The 18,107-nt window shown below is 74.2% G+C and carries 17 protein-coding genes and 1 pseudogene; 9 read left to right on the top strand and 9 right to left on the bottom strand.

The genetic code is table 11. The annotated features are described in order from the left end of the window. Nucleotides 1-47: 47 nt before the first annotated feature. Nucleotides 48-497 carry an LGFP repeat-containing protein gene (locus ACRYM2_RS07060; protein WP_432521076.1) on the top strand — a complete coding sequence of 150 codons (450 nt, stop codon included), beginning with the start codon at nt 48-50 and terminating at the stop codon, nt 495-497. A 75-nt stretch (nt 498-572) separates the two neighbouring features. On the opposite strand, the gene ACRYM2_RS07065 is transcribed toward ACRYM2_RS07060, so the two are convergent. Further along, nucleotides 573-1,835, bottom strand: a complete 1,263-nt coding sequence (locus ACRYM2_RS07065) for a DUF418 domain-containing protein (protein WP_432521011.1) — start codon at nt 1,833-1,835, stop codon at nt 573-575. Between the two features lie 271 nt (nt 1,836-2,106). Between ACRYM2_RS07065 and ACRYM2_RS07070 the strand changes: the two genes are divergently transcribed. The 3 genes from ACRYM2_RS07070 to ACRYM2_RS07080 all read left to right on the top strand — a co-directional run bounded on the left by ACRYM2_RS07070 (nt 2,107) and on the right by ACRYM2_RS07080 (nt 5,253). Next, the gene (locus ACRYM2_RS07070) at nt 2,107-2,853 is read left to right on the top strand and encodes a phosphotransferase family protein (protein WP_432521014.1); all 747 of its coding nucleotides are present in this window, start codon (nt 2,107-2,109) and stop codon (nt 2,851-2,853) included. 195 nt (nt 2,854-3,048) lie between these two features. Then, complete coding sequence (locus ACRYM2_RS07075) at nt 3,049-3,273, top strand: I78 family peptidase inhibitor (protein ID WP_432521016.1); 225 nt, start codon at nt 3,049-3,051, stop codon at nt 3,271-3,273. A gap of 606 nt (nt 3,274-3,879) precedes the next feature. Then, nucleotides 3,880-5,253, top strand: coding sequence for a hypothetical protein (locus tag ACRYM2_RS07080; protein ID WP_432521018.1), 1,374 nt, complete (start codon nt 3,880-3,882; stop codon nt 5,251-5,253). 64 nt (nt 5,254-5,317) lie between these two features. On the opposite strand, the gene ACRYM2_RS07085 is transcribed toward ACRYM2_RS07080, so the two are convergent. Continuing rightward, nucleotides 5,318-5,674: a hypothetical protein gene (locus ACRYM2_RS07085; protein WP_432521021.1), complete on the bottom strand. Its 357-nt coding sequence runs from the start codon at nt 5,672-5,674 to the stop codon at nt 5,318-5,320. Between the two features lie 132 nt (nt 5,675-5,806). Between ACRYM2_RS07085 and ACRYM2_RS07090 the strand changes: the two are divergent. Further along, nucleotides 5,807-6,061, top strand: a pseudogene (locus ACRYM2_RS07090) (DMP19 family protein); the annotation flags it as partial. A 202-nt stretch (nt 6,062-6,263) separates the two neighbouring features. On the opposite strand, the gene ACRYM2_RS07095 reads toward ACRYM2_RS07090, so the two are convergent. Together ACRYM2_RS07095 and ACRYM2_RS07100 are read right to left on the bottom strand one after the other, a co-directional pair. Next, nucleotides 6,264-6,542 carry a hypothetical protein gene (locus ACRYM2_RS07095; RefSeq protein ID WP_432521079.1) on the bottom strand — a complete coding sequence of 93 codons (279 nt, stop codon included), beginning with the start codon at nt 6,540-6,542 and terminating at the stop codon, nt 6,264-6,266. Nucleotides 6,543-6,612: 70 nt separating this feature from the next. Further along, the gene (locus ACRYM2_RS07100; protein WP_432521022.1) at nt 6,613-6,951 is read right to left on the bottom strand and encodes a hypothetical protein; all 339 of its coding nucleotides are present in this window, start codon (nt 6,949-6,951) and stop codon (nt 6,613-6,615) included. A 310-nt stretch (nt 6,952-7,261) separates the two neighbouring features. Between ACRYM2_RS07100 and ACRYM2_RS07105 the strand changes: the two genes are divergently transcribed. After that, nucleotides 7,262-7,669, top strand: coding sequence for a hypothetical protein (locus ACRYM2_RS07105; protein ID WP_432521025.1), 408 nt, complete (start codon nt 7,262-7,264; stop codon nt 7,667-7,669). A 118-nt stretch (nt 7,670-7,787) separates the two neighbouring features. Here the strand turns inward: ACRYM2_RS07105 and ACRYM2_RS07110 are convergent, their stop codons facing one another. Both ACRYM2_RS07110 and ACRYM2_RS07115 read right to left on the bottom strand, forming a co-directional pair. Then, nucleotides 7,788-8,810, bottom strand: a complete 1,023-nt coding sequence (locus tag ACRYM2_RS07110; RefSeq protein WP_432521027.1) for a hypothetical protein — start codon at nt 8,808-8,810, stop codon at nt 7,788-7,790. 267 nt (nt 8,811-9,077) lie between these two features. Continuing rightward, on the bottom strand, nt 9,078-9,836 hold the full coding sequence (locus ACRYM2_RS07115; protein WP_432521028.1) for a hypothetical protein: 759 nt from the start codon (nt 9,834-9,836) through the stop codon (nt 9,078-9,080). Between the two features lie 707 nt (nt 9,837-10,543). Between ACRYM2_RS07115 and ACRYM2_RS07120 the strand changes: the two genes are divergently transcribed. Continuing rightward, nucleotides 10,544-11,488 carry a C45 family autoproteolytic acyltransferase/hydrolase gene (locus ACRYM2_RS07120; RefSeq protein ID WP_432521030.1) on the top strand — a complete coding sequence of 315 codons (945 nt, stop codon included), beginning with the start codon at nt 10,544-10,546 and terminating at the stop codon, nt 11,486-11,488. Nucleotides 11,489-11,773: 285 nt separating this feature from the next. On the opposite strand, the gene ACRYM2_RS07125 is transcribed toward ACRYM2_RS07120, so the two are convergent. Continuing rightward, complete coding sequence (locus tag ACRYM2_RS07125; protein WP_432521031.1) at nt 11,774-12,703, bottom strand: LysR family transcriptional regulator; 930 nt, start codon at nt 12,701-12,703, stop codon at nt 11,774-11,776. 72 nt (nt 12,704-12,775) lie between these two features. Between ACRYM2_RS07125 and ACRYM2_RS07130 the strand changes: the two genes are divergently transcribed. Continuing rightward, complete coding sequence (locus tag ACRYM2_RS07130) at nt 12,776-13,492, top strand: aspartate/glutamate racemase family protein (protein WP_432521034.1); 717 nt, start codon at nt 12,776-12,778, stop codon at nt 13,490-13,492. A gap of 436 nt (nt 13,493-13,928) precedes the next feature. Here ACRYM2_RS07130 and ACRYM2_RS07135 read toward each other — a convergent pair whose 3' ends face one another. Both ACRYM2_RS07135 and ACRYM2_RS07140 read right to left on the bottom strand, forming a co-directional pair. Beyond that, the gene (locus ACRYM2_RS07135) at nt 13,929-15,278 is read right to left on the bottom strand and encodes an MFS transporter (RefSeq protein WP_432521037.1); all 1,350 of its coding nucleotides are present in this window, start codon (nt 15,276-15,278) and stop codon (nt 13,929-13,931) included. A 130-nt stretch (nt 15,279-15,408) separates the two neighbouring features. Beyond that, nucleotides 15,409-16,440: a GGDEF domain-containing protein gene (locus ACRYM2_RS07140; RefSeq protein WP_432521039.1), complete on the bottom strand. Its 1,032-nt coding sequence runs from the start codon at nt 16,438-16,440 to the stop codon at nt 15,409-15,411. A gap of 720 nt (nt 16,441-17,160) precedes the next feature. On the opposite strand from ACRYM2_RS07140, the gene ACRYM2_RS07145 reads away from it, so the two are divergent. Next, the gene (locus tag ACRYM2_RS07145) at nt 17,161-17,505 is read left to right on the top strand and encodes a hypothetical protein (RefSeq protein ID WP_432521041.1); all 345 of its coding nucleotides are present in this window, start codon (nt 17,161-17,163) and stop codon (nt 17,503-17,505) included. Nucleotides 17,506-18,107: the final 602 nt, after the last annotated feature.

An 18,107-nucleotide genomic window follows, 5' to 3' on the forward strand; every position in this document is an offset into this window, starting at 1 on the left:
CCCGGTACGCGCAGGTGGGGGGGGGCGAGCAGGGACCGCTCGGTCCGGTGGCCGCGTGCGAGGAGCGCACGGCGCGCGGTACGGGGTCGTTCGCGACCTTCCGCCGGTGGGGCGATCCACCAGAGCCCGGCGACGGGGCCTGGGACGTCTCCGGTTCCTCCCTCGGCCTGTGGCGGTCGAAGGGCTGCGAGACGGGCCTCCTCGGCTACCCGCGCTCGGGCGAGGTGTGGACGAACGGGGGCGTCGTCCAGCAGGACCACCAGGGTGGGGACCTGAACTGGAGCTACCGCACGGCGAACCGGGGTCCGCACTCGGTGTCCGGGGCGTTGGGGTCCACCAGGAGCACGAGCACGGCGTCGCCCGCTGGGCGGCGGCGACGGGCGCGCACAGCGTCACCGGCTCCTTCCTGGGCTGTACCGCGACAACGGGTGGGAACGGGGGCGGCTGGGCTGCCCCCGTCGGTCACCACCGACGACCCCGACGCCCAGGTGCGCTGACCATGGAGCCCGGTGGCGCGCGAGACCTCCCGGCGAGGTCCGTTCGCGCCAGGGGCCCGCGGCCCAGGGGGTTCCTCAGGCGGGCGGTGCCGGTGCCACGGGTGCCGGCACCGCCGGTGCCGGTCGTCCGTACACCCAGCGCCGCAGCAGCACCTCGGCCGGGCCCGAGCGGCCGGCGCGCTCGAGCAGGACCGCGACCAGCGCGCTCGAGGCGTAGGTGCCCACGCCGACGGCCGCGACGAAGGCGGTGCCCGCTCCCACGCCCCAGCCGGCGCCCCACGGCGCCAGCAGCGGGACCATGACGATCGACTGCAGCAGGTAGCAGGTCAACGAGCGCTGCCCCACGGCCGCGGCCACCCGCCACGCACCGGCCGGCACCCAGCGCCCGCCCGCGCGCCCGCCCTCCCGTCCGGCCCGTTGCTCGCGCGCCCCGACCAGCCACGCCACCAGCGCGGCGAAGGCGAGCCCGCCGGCCAGGCCCGTGCCGGCGTGCACGATGCCCAGGGCGTAGCCGCCGGCCACGCCCACGGGCAGCACCTGCACCGAGGCCAGCACCAGCGGCACCGCTCCCGGCACGCTGAGCGCGAGACCACCCAGCGCCAGGCGGCGCAGCAGCGGCAGGTGCTCGGCGGGGTGCTCCAGGACGCCGCGCCGCGCGAGGAGGAGGCCGAGCACCGCGGGACTGAGGAAAACCAGCGCGACCAGCGGCGCGGTCACCACGTAGGAGGCCGCGACGAGCGCTCGCGCCGCCAGCGCACCGGTGGAAGTGTGCGTGTCCAGATCGAGCGGGACGGGCGGCCCGCTCAGGGCGCCGGGCATGCCGTCGACACCGTTGTAGGCCAGGTAGGGCAGCAGCGCCAGCGAGCCCACCAGGACGAGCGTGCGTTCCCGCACCCGCAGCAGCAGCACCACGGCGAGCCCGAGCAGGCCGTAGACGAGCAGGATGTCGTTCTCGAAGAGCAGGACCAGGTGGACCAGGCCGAAGGCGCCCAGCCACAGCGTGCGCCGCAGCAGCAACGAACGGGTGCGCGGCCAGGGCGCACCGCGCTCCCCCTGGCGACGCGCGGTGACGGCCAGCCCGTACGCCAGCAGCAGCGTGAACAGCGGGAAGGCGCGGTTGTCGACGAGCAGCCCGACGGCGACGTCGACCGCCCGGTCCGCGCTCGAGCCGTCGACGGGGCGGAAGGAGGGACCCAGCTCGCGGGCGCTGATGTGCGAGACGCTGTTGGCCAGCGCGATGCCGAGCAGCGCGGTGCCACGGGCGACGTCCGGCGCCGGTGAGCGCTCGGCACCGCTGAGCGGTGCACCTGGACCAGGGGTGGTGGGTGCTGTGGTCACCGCGGCAGCCTCCCACCGCAGCGTGCCCGGCAGGGCTGTCCGGCCCGACCGGTTCCGGTACCGCGACGACCCCCTCGACGCCGACCCGTCGTGAGGCGGCCGATCACCGGGTGCCGGCGCCACGAGCCGCAGCCCACCGGGGTTCCACACCACGCCCGGGCCACTCGGCCTCCTCTCCGCACGCAGGTCCGGTGCGGGCTGCTGGTGGCGTCGGCCATCGACGACTCCGGCTGCGGCCACACGCGCACTGCCGCGTGGTGGTTCCGCGACGATGACGGGCGTGGATGACGTGGAGATCATCGTCGCGCACGGGGAGCGGGCGACCTTGCGGGTCGGTGGGGTGTTCCTCAAGGTCGACGCGGACCGGGCGCGCAGCGACGTCGAGGTGACCGCGATGGCCCTGGCGCCGATCCCGACGCCGCAGGTCCTGTGGCACCAGGCGCCCGTCCTGGCCCTGGCTGCGGTGCCGGGTACGGCGCTGGGACGCCTGGGGCAGCCCTCGAGCGCTCCGCCCGAGGCCTGGGCCGCGGCCGGTGCCGCGGTCCGGCGGCTGCACGAGGCGCCCCTGCCTCCGTGGCCCGGGCCGGAGCCGGCTGAGGTGGAGGCTGGTCTGGACCGTCAGTGCCACTGGCTCCGCAGCAGCGGTGTGCTGCCCGCCGACCTGGTCGAGCGCAACAGGCAGGTCGCCGGCGCCGCACTGCGGGAGTGGACGCCGGTCTTCACGCACGGCGACCTGCAGGCCGGGCACGTGTTCGTGCGGGGTGAGGAGGTCACCGGGGTGATCGACTGGTCGGAGGCAGCGCGAGGTGATGCCCTGTTCGACCTGGCGGTCCTGACGCTGGGGCACGAGGAGCACCTGGGGGACGTCGTCGCCGGTTACGGCCGGCCGGTGGACGTGGACGTGGTGCGGGGCTGGTGGTCGTTGCGCAGCTTGTCGGCCATCCGGTGGCTGGTCGAGCACGGGTTCGACCCGTTCGCGCCGGGCTGCGAAGTCGACGTGCTCAGAGCGCGGATGTGATCGGGGACCACGTGCGGGAGCGGGGCCGGCTCATCGGGGTGCGTCCCGGCGTCGGTGGTCGAGTCCGGTACCGACGAGCTGCTGGTGTCGGCAGGGCCGGGAGGTCCGCGAAGCCCTCGCCAGCGCCTCGACCGTGACGTCGCGCGCAGCGCGGGATGACCGTGCGCCGGTCCAGTTCGCTGAGACAGTGGTCGTGTGGAGGAGCCGGTCGGTGAGAGTGCGTGGGACCACTTCGACAACACGTGGTTGAGGGACTTCGTCGGTCTCTCGCTGGAGGCTGCCATCGAAAGGGCTGCGGCTGAGGGCCGGCCGGTGCGGGTCCTGCATCCAGGGTCGGACGTGACCTTGGACTTCCGCCCTGACCGCTTGAACCTGCGCTTGGACGCATCGGGTGATCTCCAGGACGTGAGCGCAGGGTGAGGCTCCGGTGTGCGGGGGACCGTGCAGCCGAGGACGTCTCTCGGCCTGGTGATCGTCGACCGCGAGAGGGGTGGGGAGGCCCCGTAGCCGCCCTCCACCGGCACGGTGGTTCTCCGACCGGGTCTGATCAGCGGTCTCCCCGGCTGCGCCGGGAACCCTCGGGTCGTGGTCGCCGTCTGAAGCGCGACTGGTCTCAGGACCAGCCCCGCAGCGGAGTGCGGCACCGCGGTCGTCCACAGCTTCAGCACCGATGCCGAGGGCTGCGCCTCACCTCAGGAGGCGATCGCGGCCTTCCGGGACTCCACAGCGGACACCGCTGACCATGAGTCCGGGACTGAGGAGGCAGTGGCAGACCGTCGCGCCATGGCCGAATCGGCGTCCACACGCCCTGATGGCCGCGTTCGGGGCTCGTTCGCCTGCGTGCACCTCACCGTGAGCGCGGGTGCCGCTGGCTGCGGGGACGTGTGGGTGATCCTCGCTGCTCAGCTTCCACTCGCTCTTCGGCACGATCGCGAGGTCGTCGACGTCCTGACCAGCGCATGACCGGATGCGTGGGTCCACGGGAAAGCTGCTGCCTGGTGCTGCCGCCAAGGGCAGGATGCTGAAGTGCCCACCAGTCCAGGCGATGCACCTCGTGCGCCCGAGCGGGCGCCGTTCGCGGTGCTGCAGGAGCCGGCCGATCGGCAGTCCGCGCAGCAGGTGTGCGCCGCGGTGGCGCGCCTGCTGCGCCCCGCCACCGCGCGAGTGCTGCTGGAGGTCTGGTCCGATCACCGCGGTGCGATGCCGCAGGAGGTGGTGCAGGCACAGGTGACCTTGCGGCTGCCCACCGGTGGGCGCGGCTGGCGCCACCAGGGCGACCGCGTCATCACGATGCACGACACCGACGCCAACTGGGCCGCCCTGCAGGTCTACGCCGGCTGGTCGCGGCACGTTCGTCTGCTGGACGAGCGCGGGGTGCAGCTGGCTGAGCTGTCCGGTGCCGGCGCCAGCACCACGGTGCTCCTCACGGCGCAGGAGGCGGCGGTGCTGGCCGGCGTCCTCGCCTCGCTGAGCACGCCAGCTCCGAGCACCGCTTCGAGCACCGCGCTGCTGAGTCTGGTGCCCCTGGACGCGGCGGTGGCCGAGGAGGTGGCCCGCCGACGCGCCGAGCACCAGCGAGGACGTGGTGCACGGCGGCTTCAGCACGAGCGGCTCGCAGCGCAGCCGGTCCCTCGGGTGTGGAGGCCGCCGCCGCCGGATCCGCTGCCGGGAGCTGAGCGTGCGCGAGGCCGCTCGTGGCTGGCCACCCTCGACGCCGCCATCGAGGTCGCTCCTGTGCCCGGCACGCCCGGTGCAGGAGGTGCACCGGTGTCGGCGCCGGGTGACGCCCGGGTCGGGGTGCTGCCGCGCATCACGCTGCGCGTGAGCGGTGCCTCGGTCACCGTGCTTCACGGCGCGCCCATCGACGCTCCAGCGCACGCCGCACCTGAGACGCCACTCAGCGCCTCAGCTGGTGCCGTGGCTGGTGACTGGGTGTTCCACCTCCCGCCGGTGACGGCTCGCCTGGTGGAGGGGCGTCTGGTCATCGTCGAGGTCCGCTTGGAGGACCCCATCGTGCCGGCCTGGGACGAGCAGGTGCATCCCTCGATGCGCCGCAAGCTGGAGAAGCAGCGCAGCGTCTTCTCCACCTTCGTGGCCGCTCAGCGCGAGCACGTGGGCGCTCAGGAGATGGACGTGCGGGTGGACAGCGGCTGGGAGCCGCAGCTGGGGTGGGTGCTGCCGGCGCCGACGCCGGACGTGGCCGAGATGGAGGATCGGATGCGCTTCCCCGGCTGGTACGTGTCGGTGCTGCGGGGGGCGGTGGGCGCCGTCGAGGTGAGCGCGCCGGTGTGGTGGGGACAGCGGGAGCGCACGCCGGAGGCGGCTTGGGTGCGCAGTGGTCCAGCCGTGAGTGCGCCCGACGGCACGTTGCGGTTGCGGATGGATCTGGGTGCGGGCTGAGGATCTTCACGAGGCGCCGCCCGCAGGACGCCATGAGCGAGTGACGTCCACGCTGGGCTGATCGTCAGTGACGCAGGCGTGGACTGCGCAGCTCACCGACGAGCAGGGCCAGCACCGTGCCGTCCTCGCTCTCCCAGCGCTGCAGACAGCCGTCCTCCTCGACGAAGCGCACCATGCCCGCCCAGACGATCTGGTGCTGCTCGGAGTCGGTGGCCAGGCGCTCGGAGCCCAGGCGAGGACTGTTCGGGGTGCAGTCGAGCAGGTTGAAGACCATCACGTCGGCGTCGGTGAGCAGCCGGCGCTGGTGCTTGCGGACGTCGTCGTCGATGAGCCGGTACAGGCGGGTGCCGTCCCAGAAGCGGTCGTCGTCGGTGTACCCCGGTTCACCCGGCTGCAAGGGGTGGCCGCTGTAGTCCTGCACCAGACCTGCTCGCGACCGGGAGGCCGCAGACGATGACCCCGCTGATCGACGCGCTGAACGTCCGCGCCATCTCCGCCTGCGAACGCGAGGACGCCTCGGCCCTCCCCGGCCTGCGCTCCCCGGGGCGCGGCGATGGCCCTGCACGGCATCGCCGAGAACGGCGGACTGGTCGGTGGAGGCATCGAGAACATCTTCTCCAGCGAGAACCTGCAGTCGATCCAGGACGCCGTCGAGGGCTACCGCTGGCTCGGTCTGGGCGACGTCGCCGGGCTCGTCACCCGCGCCCGCGACGAGTACCTGCGGTTCCGACCCACCGGCTGGGAGGAGCTCTCCGAGGCGGACGCCCTGCTGTGGGATCAGCTCGACTCGGCGTTCTTCACGATCGCTCCCCTGGAGCGGCTGGAGGCGGCGGCAGCTGCCGCCTGCACCAGATCGCACCCGAACTGCTGCCGTTCTGACCGCTGCGGGTCAGTACGTCCCACCCCACGTCGGACGTCGAAGCCGGTCAGCGCTCACCGGCGAGACGGCGACGTCGCCGGCAGCTCAGGACCGCGCACGACGCGGGATGACCGTGAGGTCGCGCCGCTGGCTAGGGCCCCGGCTGGAGCTGGGCTTCGAGGCGGGGATCGGCCAGGACGCGCTCGAGCAGGACGTGCGGGCCGGCGACGAAGGTGTGGTGGAAGTCCAGGTCGGTGGCCACGATCCAGGAGCGGTCGGCTGGCCAGAGCAGGCTGGGGCTGTGCCGCTCGAACCAGCGCCGGTCCCGGTAGCGGGTGCTCCGGCCCAGGGTGGGCACCGCACGCAGCGGAGCGGTGAGCAGCAGGTAGCTGCGCGAGCCCACCTCCAGGCGGGGTGCGGCCGCGCGCACCTCGGGTGCGAACGCCGGCTCCTGCGGCGGCTCGAGGGGGGGTCGCCGTAGAAGTCGAGCCCCTGCCCGTTCATCCACGCCGGGTGTCGTCGACGGCGAGGTAGCAGGTGGCGCCGGCGCCGCTGTAGCGGCTGAGGTGGCCCAGCAGCGCGTCCCAGTCCGTTTCGCCGAGCTCGCCGTTGACGGGTGGGCCGCCGGGCCAGTCCTCGCGGGTGGTGCGGCGGGTGCGCACGGTGCCGGCCGCCTGCTCCCACGTCGAAGCAGGGTGCAGGGGGTGGCCGGTGCGGGCGGCCACCTGCGCCCAGGTGCTGGGTCGCTGGTGCTCGTCGGTGGCCGGGTGCAGCAGGCGGGCGGCGGCGGCGAAACCGGTGGGCGGGTGGGGCCGGGACGCCGGATCGAGGACAGCCACGCGGTGGTGGCGGCGGCGACGGCGCGCGGTGCCGGTTGCAGCTGCGGAGGACGCACGACGGCAGTATGGCCGCGACCTCCCCGCGGGGCGCCATGAGCGTGCGGCGCTCGCCGTGACGAGATCGTCATGCCGGAACCGAAGGCGGGGTTTCTGGCATCCTCACTGTCGTGAGCAAGGCCACCGTCCTGTCGAGCAGCGCCATGCAGCTGCCATCGGCGCTGGTGCTCGATGAAGCCCCGCCCGCCCTCGATGCTGACGCCCACCACCCGAACGTGATCACGTGAGGCAGTGGCGAACCTACTCGGGGGTGGTGGAGATCTCCCTCGCTGGCCTGTGGGTGCTGCAAGACGGTGAGCCCGAGGGCTGGGGCTATGACGACTACCCGTCCAACTTCGCCGGCACAACCGGTGGTGAGGGCATCTACCTCATCTCAGGGCACTACTCCGGCCCCATCGACGTGACGGTGCAGGTCCACCCCACCCGTCCCGAGCCGCCGGAGGGTTGGGAGAAGTCGACCGAGGTGGAGGGGATCTACCCGAGCCGGGTGGCCGTGGCGTGGTCTGAGATCCTTCCGGCTGATGATGGGCTCAGGAGCATCGAGTTGCCCGCCGAGCGCGTCAGGGTGCGCGTGTTGGTGAAGGGCTGGAGCACACCGCCGAACCCTGGGAGCCCACCGGAGACGTGGCTCCTGCAGGTGTGGCCCGCCGAGGTTGCCTGATTCCTAGCAGGTGCGCCAGCAGCGGGCAGCTGACGCGGCGTGAGGACACGCCCGCAGGGCGCCATGAGCGGAACATCAGCTGCGTGCTCCAGAGCCGGAGCTGAGCCGCAGTCGGCTCCTACCGCCGCCGGGAGATGCGCAGCGTCAGCGTGGCGGTGCCGTCGGCCCGTGTCGGGTCGGTCCAGCTGACCGGCGTCGAGAACGCGAGAGCGTCCTCCGCGGCGCGCTCGACGTAGACCGACCACCCGTCCCAGGGGATCCACATGCCCCACCCATCGCTCAACAGGGGGCGTGCGCCCGGATCGACGAGGTCCCCCTCGGTCCGGTCGACCAGCAGCGAGGCGCCGGCACCGGTGACGCGCCGCGAAGGGGACAGCACCCGGCACGGGACGCGGTGACCGCCGTCGGGGAACGACCCCGCCGTCACCGCCGCGAGGTGGACCGCGAAGACCCCTTCGCGGATGCGCTCGAGGTGGTCGGTGGTCCGGGGGCGCCCACCACCGCCGATGCCGAAGCCGGCCACGACCTGGGCCGGTTCGCGGCCTTCGTGCACTTCGGTCGTCACGGAGAGGTCGACGCTGAACGCGTCGGCCGGATGAGGCGCCGGCGGCGCGGGTTCCCACGGGTCCTGCCGCTGCCTGCGCTGGTGGGCGAGGTAGGCGTTGTGCCTGTCGAACCACCCTGGCCGGCCGCGTCGACGACGCTCGTCCTCGGCGGCCAGGCTCGTCTGGAGCCTGCGGCGGGTGAGGCCGTCCAGCGGAGTGACGGCGAGGCCCGGCCGTCGGCTGCGCAGCGCAGCCGCTTCGTGCGCGGTGAGGGCAGCGGTGATGACGGCTCCGCCGTCGTCGAACTCGGCGAGGGTCTCCTCGGCGTCGTCCAGCACGCGGACGCCGAGGCTGGCGGTGGCGTAGGTGCGGGCCGTCGTCCAGAGGGCGTCGTCGCGCGCGTCGATCCACACCGCTCCTGGCCAGCGGCCGGTGCGGGTGGGGGCGGGCAGTTCGCGCAGGTCGTTCTCGGCCCACCGCTGCTGCTCGTGCAGGTCGATGGGCAGCAGCGAGGAGCCCTGCTCGAACCAGCGGTCGGCGGCGAGGTCGATGATCAAACTGCCGGTGACCGGCCGCAGGACGTCCAGGGTCGCCACGGCCGCTCGGGCCCGGTCGATCGGATCCGGCCAGTTCGGGTCCACCCGTCGTGGTGCGACGACGTGGATGGCGCGATCGGGCAGGTCTGAGCGGGACAGCACATGGTGATCCTGCCCGGCCGTGGCCGTACGCGCAGTCAGGTTCAGCCCGACGGTCCAGTCCTTCGGTGCGAGCGCGACAGCGCGCTCATCGGCACGACCGTGAGGTCGTCGACGTCCTGGCGCAGCGCAGCTCGCGTCATGACCGGACGCGCTCGCAGGACCCGCTCAGCGCGCGGCTGCAGACAGGCGTCGGCGCGCAGCGCCGGCTGCGGCGAGGACAGCGACCACGACGGCGCAGCCCGCGGCGCCGCAGACGCTGAGCACGAGCCAGACGATCACCCCCAGCGGGTCGGAGGCCAGGATCGGTGCGGCGGCCAGCACCACGGCCGGGCCGAACGCGAAGAGCGCCCCGAGCCATCGGCGCAGCCTCAGCTCACCGAGCACGACGGCCAGCAGCAGGGTGCAGGCGGCGCCGCCCAGGAGCCGGTCCGCGCCCGGTGGGGAGTCCTCGTTGAGCGGCCACCAGCTCAGCCATGCGCTCCACGCCGCACCGCCCAGCAGCGCTGCGATCACCGCCCACGCCCGCTGGGCGTGCGGCAGGGTGCGCAGCAGCAGGTGCAGTGCGCTGATCGGAGCAGTCAGGACTGCGCCGGCCGCAGTTGCGTACAGCAGGGCCGTGGGCAGCAGGTCGACCACGGAGGCGTCCTGGGTCAGCGCCGCGCTGGAGAGCAGGTAGGCCAGGCCGGCGGCCGTGGCGCTGGTCGCGGTGCCCGTGAAGGGCCGGGTGCAGCGGTCGGTGAGCACCGTGGCGGCGGCCAGCAGGAGGGTGAGCAGGGTCCACGGGATGCCGGTGCCGTGCGCGAGTACAGGGGTGAGGGCCCACCGCCACAGCAGCAGCACGGCTGTGGTCGCGGCGGTCGCCGCTGCAGCGAGCACCATGCGCCGTGCGATCAGCTGTGTGAACGTCGTCGGCAGCGCCTGCACGAGGTCAGGGTGGCGGATCGGGGCGGTCGGCGGCGGTGAAGAGCCGGGATGCGCCCGTGTGGGTGATGCGGGGCGTGCGGGCGGTGAAGACGGATGAACCGGATGTCGCCGAGGACGCGCAGGACTGAGGGGTAGGCAGTTGCTCCTCGGCACCCGTGGACCGCGTTCAACCCGCGCAGCGCCGTTCCCGGTGCACGGGTCAGCGGGACGCCTTCGGCTGCGGAGTCCGGTGCGGCGTCCTGTGGGGAGCGCTGCTGGGCGCCTTCGCCGGATCGGCCGTCGGGGCGGTGTGCGCCACGCTCACCGCCCTGGTCCAGCAGGAGCGCTGATCACCGGTCTGATCACCGTCGGCGGCTTCGGCTCGTGGCCGTTGCTCTTCCAGGGTGTGGTGCCGTGGGGGCTGCAGGTGGGTTGGGTCCTGGTGTGCGCCGTCGTGGCGGCTTGGCAGGTCCGCCGAGTGCAGCAGCACCCGTCGGCTGGGTAGTCGGCGACCGTCAGCGCCTCGTGGTGCGGGGCGACCGCGCTGACCTCTTCGGCGCTCGTGCCTCCGGCGCTGGGGACCTTCCGCAGATCGGCGTGTCAGGACGTCGTTGGCCGCTCGTGGCCACGCCCGGGCGGCGCCATGACCGCGACGTCGCGCACAACGGATCCACCCGCGATTGGCTAGGTTGTTCACCTCGGCCGATTCTCACGGGGGTGTGGCAGCCGTGCGGCGAGAGCGCAAGACCTTCCGGGCGATCGAGGTCGGTGACGGCAGCGACGGGCGGTGGGCCGCCCACGCCCGGGGCCTGTGGCCGCAGGTGGAGGACCTGCTGACCGAAGAGGGGCGAACCCCGGAGGGCGCGGACCGTGTCCGGGCGCTGTTCGGAGCACACATGCCCGAACTGGTCCCGGTCCTGGACCGCCTGACCGGCCAGCTCGACCGGCCCGGAGCGGGAGCCTTCCTCACCCACGCGGCGCTGCGGCCGTTCTCCCAGGGGTGCACCCAGATCGGCGGGGACGGCGCCCTGCTGCGCAACTACGACCTGCGGCCCGACCAGTGCGAAGGCACCATCGCCTCCTCCTGCTTCCTGCGCCCCGTGATCGGCATGCAGGACCTGCTGTGGGGCCTGCTGGACGGGATGAACGACGCCGGTCTCGCGATCTCGCTCACCTGGGGTGGACGTCCCGCCCGAGGGCGCGGCTTCGCCGTCCTCGTCGTGGTGCGCTACCTGCTGGAGACGTGCGACACCGTCGACGAGGCGGTCGGCAGGCTGCGGTCCCTGCCGGTCGCCGTCCCCCAGAACCTCACCCTCGTCGACCCCACGAAGGCGGTGACGGTCTTCCTGGGGCCGGACATCCCGCTGACGGTGGCGCCGGACGCGTGCGCGGCCAACCACCAGCACCTGCCGGTGAGCGATGAGCAGGAGCGGGCCCTGCGGACGCAGGAGCGGCTGCGCGCCATCCGCGTCGCGGGCGCGGACGTGGCGGCGATGCTGGAGCCGCCGCTGTACCGATCCGTCGACGAGCAGGGGTCCAGAACGCTCTACACGGCCCACTACCGGTCCGTCGAGGGCCGTGTGACGTACTACTGGCCCGGTGAGTCCTGGCAGCAGTCCTTCGGCGACTTCACACCCGGATCCCGGGCCGTGACCTTGGGCCGGACCCGCTGAGAGGCTTCCCGGACCTCTGCTCACGCCGCACGGAGATCCTGCGAGGAGGTGGCATCACCCGTGGTTCACCGTGTGGCCGTGGCACGGGCGGGTCGGGGGAGGGCTTGCCGGCGGCGCGGAGCACGGGTGGTCGGGAGCGTTCAGTGGACACTCGCTCTTCGGCTGCACGACCGAGCGTCCCGCCCCGGCACGACGGAGCGATGTACGAGGCCGTCACGGCTGGCGCAGATCCACCTCGCCGTCGCCGATGACGACCGCTCGATCCGGCGTGCCGGGTCGTCGTCGTCACCTCGGGGTCGCGCCCGCCGTGGACGCCGAGGCGACGAGCCGCTCGGCGAAGGCCGCCACGGGCCCGGCGGCCGGGGTGTCGCCGCGGACCAGGACGGCGAGGTCGCGGCCGAGCGGGGGGTCCAGGGGGAGGGCCACGACGTCGGGGCGGCGGTGGGCGCTCAGCGCGAGCCCGGGCAGGACCGCCGCCCCCTGCCCGGCGGCCACCATCGCCTGCATGAGCACGTGGTCGTCGGTGACCTGGTGGTGCAGCCGGGTCCGCACGCCGGAGCGGGCGCAGTGCCGTTCCCAGCGCGCGCGGCAGGTCGGGCAGCCGGCGAGGACGGTGGCGTCCTGCAGGGCGGCGAGGGGCACCCGTGCCTGCCCCGCCAGGGGGTGGTCCCCGGGCAGCACGACGAGGAGGGGGTCGCGACCCGCCGGGCGCGCGAGGAGGCCGGGTGCGCCCGCGCCGCCGGGGACGACGTCGTCGAAGACGACGGCGAGGTCGGCGGCGCCCTCGCGCAGGGCCCGGGTCGCCTCCGGCGGTTCGGCCTGGAGGACGTCGACGGCCAGTCCGGGGGCGCTGAGCGCGAGGGCGCGGACGGCCTCGAGCACGATCGTGGCGCAGGCGGTGGGGAATGCGGCCACGCGCAGGCGCGCGGGCCGGTCGGTGGCCAGACCGCTCAGGCAGTCGCCGGCGCCGCGCAGCGCCGCGGCGACGGCGGCGGCGTGGCGGGCGAGGACCGCGCCGGCCTCCGTCGGGCGCACCCCGCGCCCGTGGCGCTCGAGGAGGGCGCAGCCGGCGGCTCGTTCCAGCCGGCGCACGTGCTGGGACACCGCGGGGTGGGTCCACCCCAGCTCGCGCGCGGCACCGGACAGCGATCCGTGGCGGACGACCAGGTGGAGCACGACGAGGCTGCGGGGGTCGAGGTCCAGAGGGCTCGTCATGGAAGCCAGGGTGACAGGTGCTGTTGCGAGATCGCTCTTCTCCTTGGGTGCGCGGGTCGTCAGGCTGGAGGCGTGCAGAGGATCGGGGTCATCGGGGGGATGAGCTGGGAGTCGACCGCGGAGTACCTGCGGTTGCTGAACCAGGGGGTCCGCGAGCGCCTGGGGGGGCTGCACTCGGCGCGGCTGGTGGTGGCGACGGTCGACTTCGCCGCCGTCGAGCCGCTGCAGGTCGCCGGCCTCTGGGGGGAGGCCGGCGACCTGCTCGCCGCGGAGGCGCGGGCGCTGGAGGCCGCGGGGGCGGACCTGGTGCTGCTGGCCACGAACACCATGCACCGGGTGTTCGACCGCGTGGCGGGGGCTGTCTCGGTGCCGGTCCTGCACCTGGCCGACGTCACGGCTGCGGCGGTGCGAGAGCGGGGGCTCTCCCGCGTCGGCCTGCTGGCGACGCGGTACACCGTGGAGCAGGACTTCTACCGGGGGCGGCTGGCCGAGGGGGGCGTCGAGACGCTGGTCCCGGAGGGGGCGGACCGGGAGGAGGTCCAGCGGATCATCTTCGAGGAGCTGTGCGTGGGGCGGGTCGAGGAGGCCTCCCGGCGGCGGCTGGCCCGCATCGCCGGCGACCTGGTCGCGGCCGGGGCCCAGGGCGTGGTGCTCGGGTGCACCGAGCTGGAGCTGAGCCTGGGCGCCGGCGACCTCTCCGTCCCGGTGTTCCCCACCACCACCCTGCACTGCCGGGCGGCGCTGGACGTGGCCCTGGGACCGGTCCCGGTCTCGAACCCCGTCCGCTGAGCGGAGGCGGCACCTCGTCGATCGTGGTGCCGGGTGCCGCCTCGCTGCGCCGCACGGCGCGGGCGGTCGGCACCACGGCATCGGCCTCGCCGCTGACGGCGGAGGTGGGCCGGTCGTCGGCGACGGAGCGCACGTGCTGCTGGTCGGTGGGGGAGGGACTGCGGAACCGGCGCCGCGGCGAGCTGGACGGTCGGGACGGTCGCGCCGTCGGTCACGTACGCAGCGCCGGAGATCGCCGGGGCACGGTCGGGCACCGGGGAACCGACGAGATCCGCGCCGAGGCGCCGGCCGAACCGGTGTTCGAGGTGCAGCCGGAAGACCCCGTCCGGGGGCTTGCCGGAGGACGGCTGGTGGTGGCGCACGCACGGTTCGCCGACGCGCGGCACGTGGGGACGGGACCGCTCGCGGGTCCTCGTGCCGGTCGGGTGGTCCTGCCTCAGCGCCGCGGGGCGGTGGGGGCGCGCTCCTGCCGCTGCAGCAGGGTGACCGCGGCGACGAGCACGAGCAGGGCAGCGGCCAGGCCGTCGAAGCCGACGCGGGCCAGCACCGGCCCGGCCACGGCTCCGCCCGCGGCGCCGGCCAGGCTCATGAGCGCGTCGGAGGCGCCCTGCAGCCGGGGCCGCTGAGCCGGCGGCACCGCGCCGGCGACGAGGGTGGAGCCGGCCACGGTGGAGGCCGACCAGCCCAGGCCGAGCAGCACCAGAGCGGCCGTGACCAGTGCGGTGTCGTCGGCGCCGAGCAGCGACAGGGCCAGCGCCCCCAGGAACAGCGCCTGCCCTGCCAGGACGATCGCGCGGGCGCCGAAGCGGTCGCTGAGGGAGCCGAAGATCGGGGAGAGGGCGTACATGCCGGCTACGTGCAGGCTGATCGTCAGGCCGACCACGCTCAGCGAGGCGCCGTGCTCGCTCAGGTGCACCGGTGTCATGGACATCAGCGCCACCATCACCGCGTGGCTGCCCGCCACGGTGAGCACGGCCCGCCGGGCGGCGGGTGAAGCGCGCAGCGCGCTCAGCGCCCCGTCACCGGCAGGCACCCGCGGTGCCACCTTCCCCGGCCCGCCCGGCGACGGCTCCGTCGTCGCCGCCCCCGTGGGCGTGGCGGGCGCGGCGGGTGGCGCACCGGCCAGCCGCAGCGGATCGGGACGCAGGCCCAGCAGGTAGACGACGGCGCTGAGGACCTGGGCGAGCGCGGCGATGAGGAACCCGCCGGTCAGCGCCGGCAGGTCCAGGGCCCGGCCGACGGCCTCACCGGGCTCGAACAGGTTCGGCCCGGCCACGGCTCCCAGGGTGGTGGACCACACCACCGTCGACAGGTCCCGCCCACGGGTCTGCGGGGCGGCCAGGTCGGTGGCCGCGAAGCGTGCCTGCAGGTTCAGCGCCTGCCCCGAGCCCAGCAGGAGCACTCCGACGAGCAGCGCCGGCAGGCTGCCGGCGACGGCGGCGGCCACCACAGCACCCGCGCCCGCGACGGCGATCAGCGCCCCGGTGCTCAAGGAGGTGCGCCGTCCTCGGGCCTGCGCCAGCAGGGCCAGCGGCACGGCCAGCGCGGCGGCGCCGAGGGTGCTCATCGTCGCGGCCATGCCCGACCAGGCCGAGGAGCCCGCGACGTCGGTGATCAGGAGCGCCCCGAGGCTGAGGGTGGCGCCGGTGCCCAGCCCGCCCAGGACCTGCCCGGCGGCCAGGACCCGCACGACGCGGCGTTGCAGCAGCCGCCGCTCCGGTGCGTCGACGGCAGTCGCGGACGCGGTGGTCCTCGTGGCCTCGCCCGGGCCGGGTGGTGTCGACATCGATCGCTCTCGCTCGTCGTGCTCGCGCGGCCGCCGCCGGCGGCCCGGGCGCGTGTGCCGCCCGAGGGCGAGCATGCCAGCGCAGGGCGCCGTCCGGCGGGCATTTCTCCCCGCGTCGATCGTGCGCGGATCAGTCGGTGTCGGCGTCGGCGTCGGTGTCGGCGGCTTCGCGCCGTGCGCTCTTCGCCTCGTACAGGGCCGCGTCGGCGTCGGCGTAGAACTGATCGGGCCCGCGGGAGGGCAGGTAGGCGGCGGTGCCGGTGCTGACCGTGATGGCCAGGTCGGCGATGGGGCGGGCGGCGACCGTGCGGCGCACCCGCTGCGCCAGCTGGGCGGCGTCGGTGGCGCCGGCACCCGGCAGCAGAACGGCGAACTCGTCACCGCCCATGCGGGCCAGCAGGTCGGTGCGGCGCAGCGCTCCGGAGGTGCGCGCCGCGATCTCCACCAGGACGGTGTCGCCTGCCTGGTGACCGGCGCTGTCGTTGACCTGCTTGAAGTCGTCGACGTCGATGAGGACCAGTGCCAGCTCACCGGGGTGGCGGTGCAGGCGGGCGATCTCCTCGGCCAGGCGTTCCTCGAAGCGGCGGCGGTTGGCGACCCCGGTCAGCGCGTCGGTGCGCGACTGCGTGCGCAGCTGCGCGGCCAGCTGCTGCAGGCGCTCGCGGGAGTCCTGGAGCTCCTGGAGGGCGATGCGCAGGCTGAGCTCGTCGGAGGCCGCGGCGGCCAGGTCCTCCAGCAGCTGCAGGTCGTGGGAAGACCACGCCCGGGGCACGAAGTCCGCGGCGCAGAAGGCACCCAGCGTGTGCTCCTCGTGGTGCAGGGGGTAGCCGGCGTAGGCACCGGCTCCCATCTCGACCACGGCGGCGTGCCGGCGGTAGGTCGGGTCGGTGCGGGCGTCGAAGAGGATGACCGGCCCGCGCAGGCGCACGACCTGGGCGCACAGGGAGTGGCTGAGCGGGGTGGAGCGCAGCGAGGCCCAGGGCTCGGGGAGCCCGACCGCGGCCTGGATGATCTCGCGGTCGGCGGCGACGAAGGAGACCATCGCCACCGGCACGTGCAGCACCCGGGCGGCCATGCGCACCAGTCGCTGCAGACCGTCGCTGTCCTGGCCGGCGCGCACGGCCTGCTCGAGGGCTTCGCGCCGCGCCGTCGCGGGCTGCACCGAGGCCTGGCCCGCATCCAGGGCTGATGAGGGTTCTGCTGGTGACTCCGCTGAGGATCGGGATGCTGATGACATGTCGCCATGCTCCCCGAGCCTCGCCAGCAGGACAAGGGACCGAAACCGCTCCTCCAGTGCTCGTGCGCGTTCGCCCGTGGCAGATCCGATTGCGCAAGCACAACCGTTGGCGCCGGGTGCGGAAGACTGCTGCCTCGGGGATGCAGGTCCGTGGGCGCGGCACCGCGCCGTGCCGGCTCCTCCCCTCACCGCCGTGAACTCGTCGAGTTCTGCGCCGGGGACGTGTCCTGCGAACGTCGCAGGTGCGTCACCGCGGCCGAGCGGGTCATCGCCGACGAGGTGCGCGGCCACGTTCCGACGCGTCAGGTGCTGCGGCGCAGACGCACCAGGGCGAGAGCGGCCCGCCGCGGAGAGGCAGGTTCCACCGGTGGGCGACGACGGGCCCTCGATGCCAGGAGCAACGAGCGACGCGACGTCGTCGATCGCTGCACCGACCGGTTCGAGCAGTTCCGCGCTCCCGCGACTCGCCATGCCGAACGCGCTGCCTGCTTCCGCAGCGAGGGATCACCGCCTGCACCGTGCTGGACCTTCGATGGTCCGCGGAACAGGCCCCGCGGTGGGGACGGAACGACCGAACTCCTGAACGCCGGCCGCTGCGCTCGCACGCGGGGAGCGTCACCGACCGGAGGAGTTCCGCTCGACGCGGTGCAGTGGCTGCAGCGCACCGTCCACGGGGAGATCGGGACATCGGAGGACTGCCTGGACGGGAACGTGGACGAGGCGCACGGCGGTGTCTGCGACGACGCCGTCCGGAACCACGCCGTCCGAAACCGCGCCGTCCGGAACCGCGCCGTCCGGAACCGCGCCGTCCGAAACCAAGTCGCCCGGAACCACGTCGTCGAGGACTGCGGCTCGCCGACGGTGGGCGCACGCTGGGACGGGCAGGTGCCGGTGACGACCCTCATGACGCTGGAGGAGGAGCGGCCGGACGGCGGTTCCCGGTGGGTGAGCATCCAGCCCCGGCCTCGTCGACGAGGGTCGCGTCGGTGACGGCGGTGTCGGCGACGGCCGGCCTGCCGACGCGTCAGGTGCCGCTGGTGTCGGGTGCTGCGCGAGCAGGCCGGGAACGGCATCGGCGGGGAGCACCCCCTCCTCGTACAGCAGTTCGAGGAGGGGGAGGCGAGTGGTGGACACGTCCAGGTCTCGATCACGTCTCAGTCGCCGGGATCGGGCCTCTCGTGTAGCGCGCCGGGGGCCCGCATGGCTCCATGGGAGGTGCGCACCCGGCGCAGCCGCAGTGAGCACGCGATGAGGAGGACGCGATGCCCCGAACACCCACCCCTGGTCATCCCGCTGGACACCCCGGTGGTCATCGGCACCGGAACCACCACCGCCCACCCGATCCGCTCCCGGAGCCCGGTGCTCACCGCGGAGTTCCTGCCGAGCGGCTCCCACGACCGCTCGAGGTGCGCCCCACCGCTGAGGACGAGGTGGTGGCGCTGCGCGGCAGCGACGGCTTGACCGACATCGAGCGCGAGGCGCTGGCACACCGCTACGACGTCGTCGTCCGCACCACCACCTGATCCAGCCCTACCCGATCCACCAGCGACGCAGCTGCCGATCCGCCCCCGACCTCCCCACCGGCCCTGTCG

Origin of the sequence: Kineococcus aridisoli (assembly GCF_050871885.1) — a bacterium.
Lineage (GTDB): Bacteria > Actinomycetota > Actinomycetes > Actinomycetales > Kineococcaceae > Kineococcus.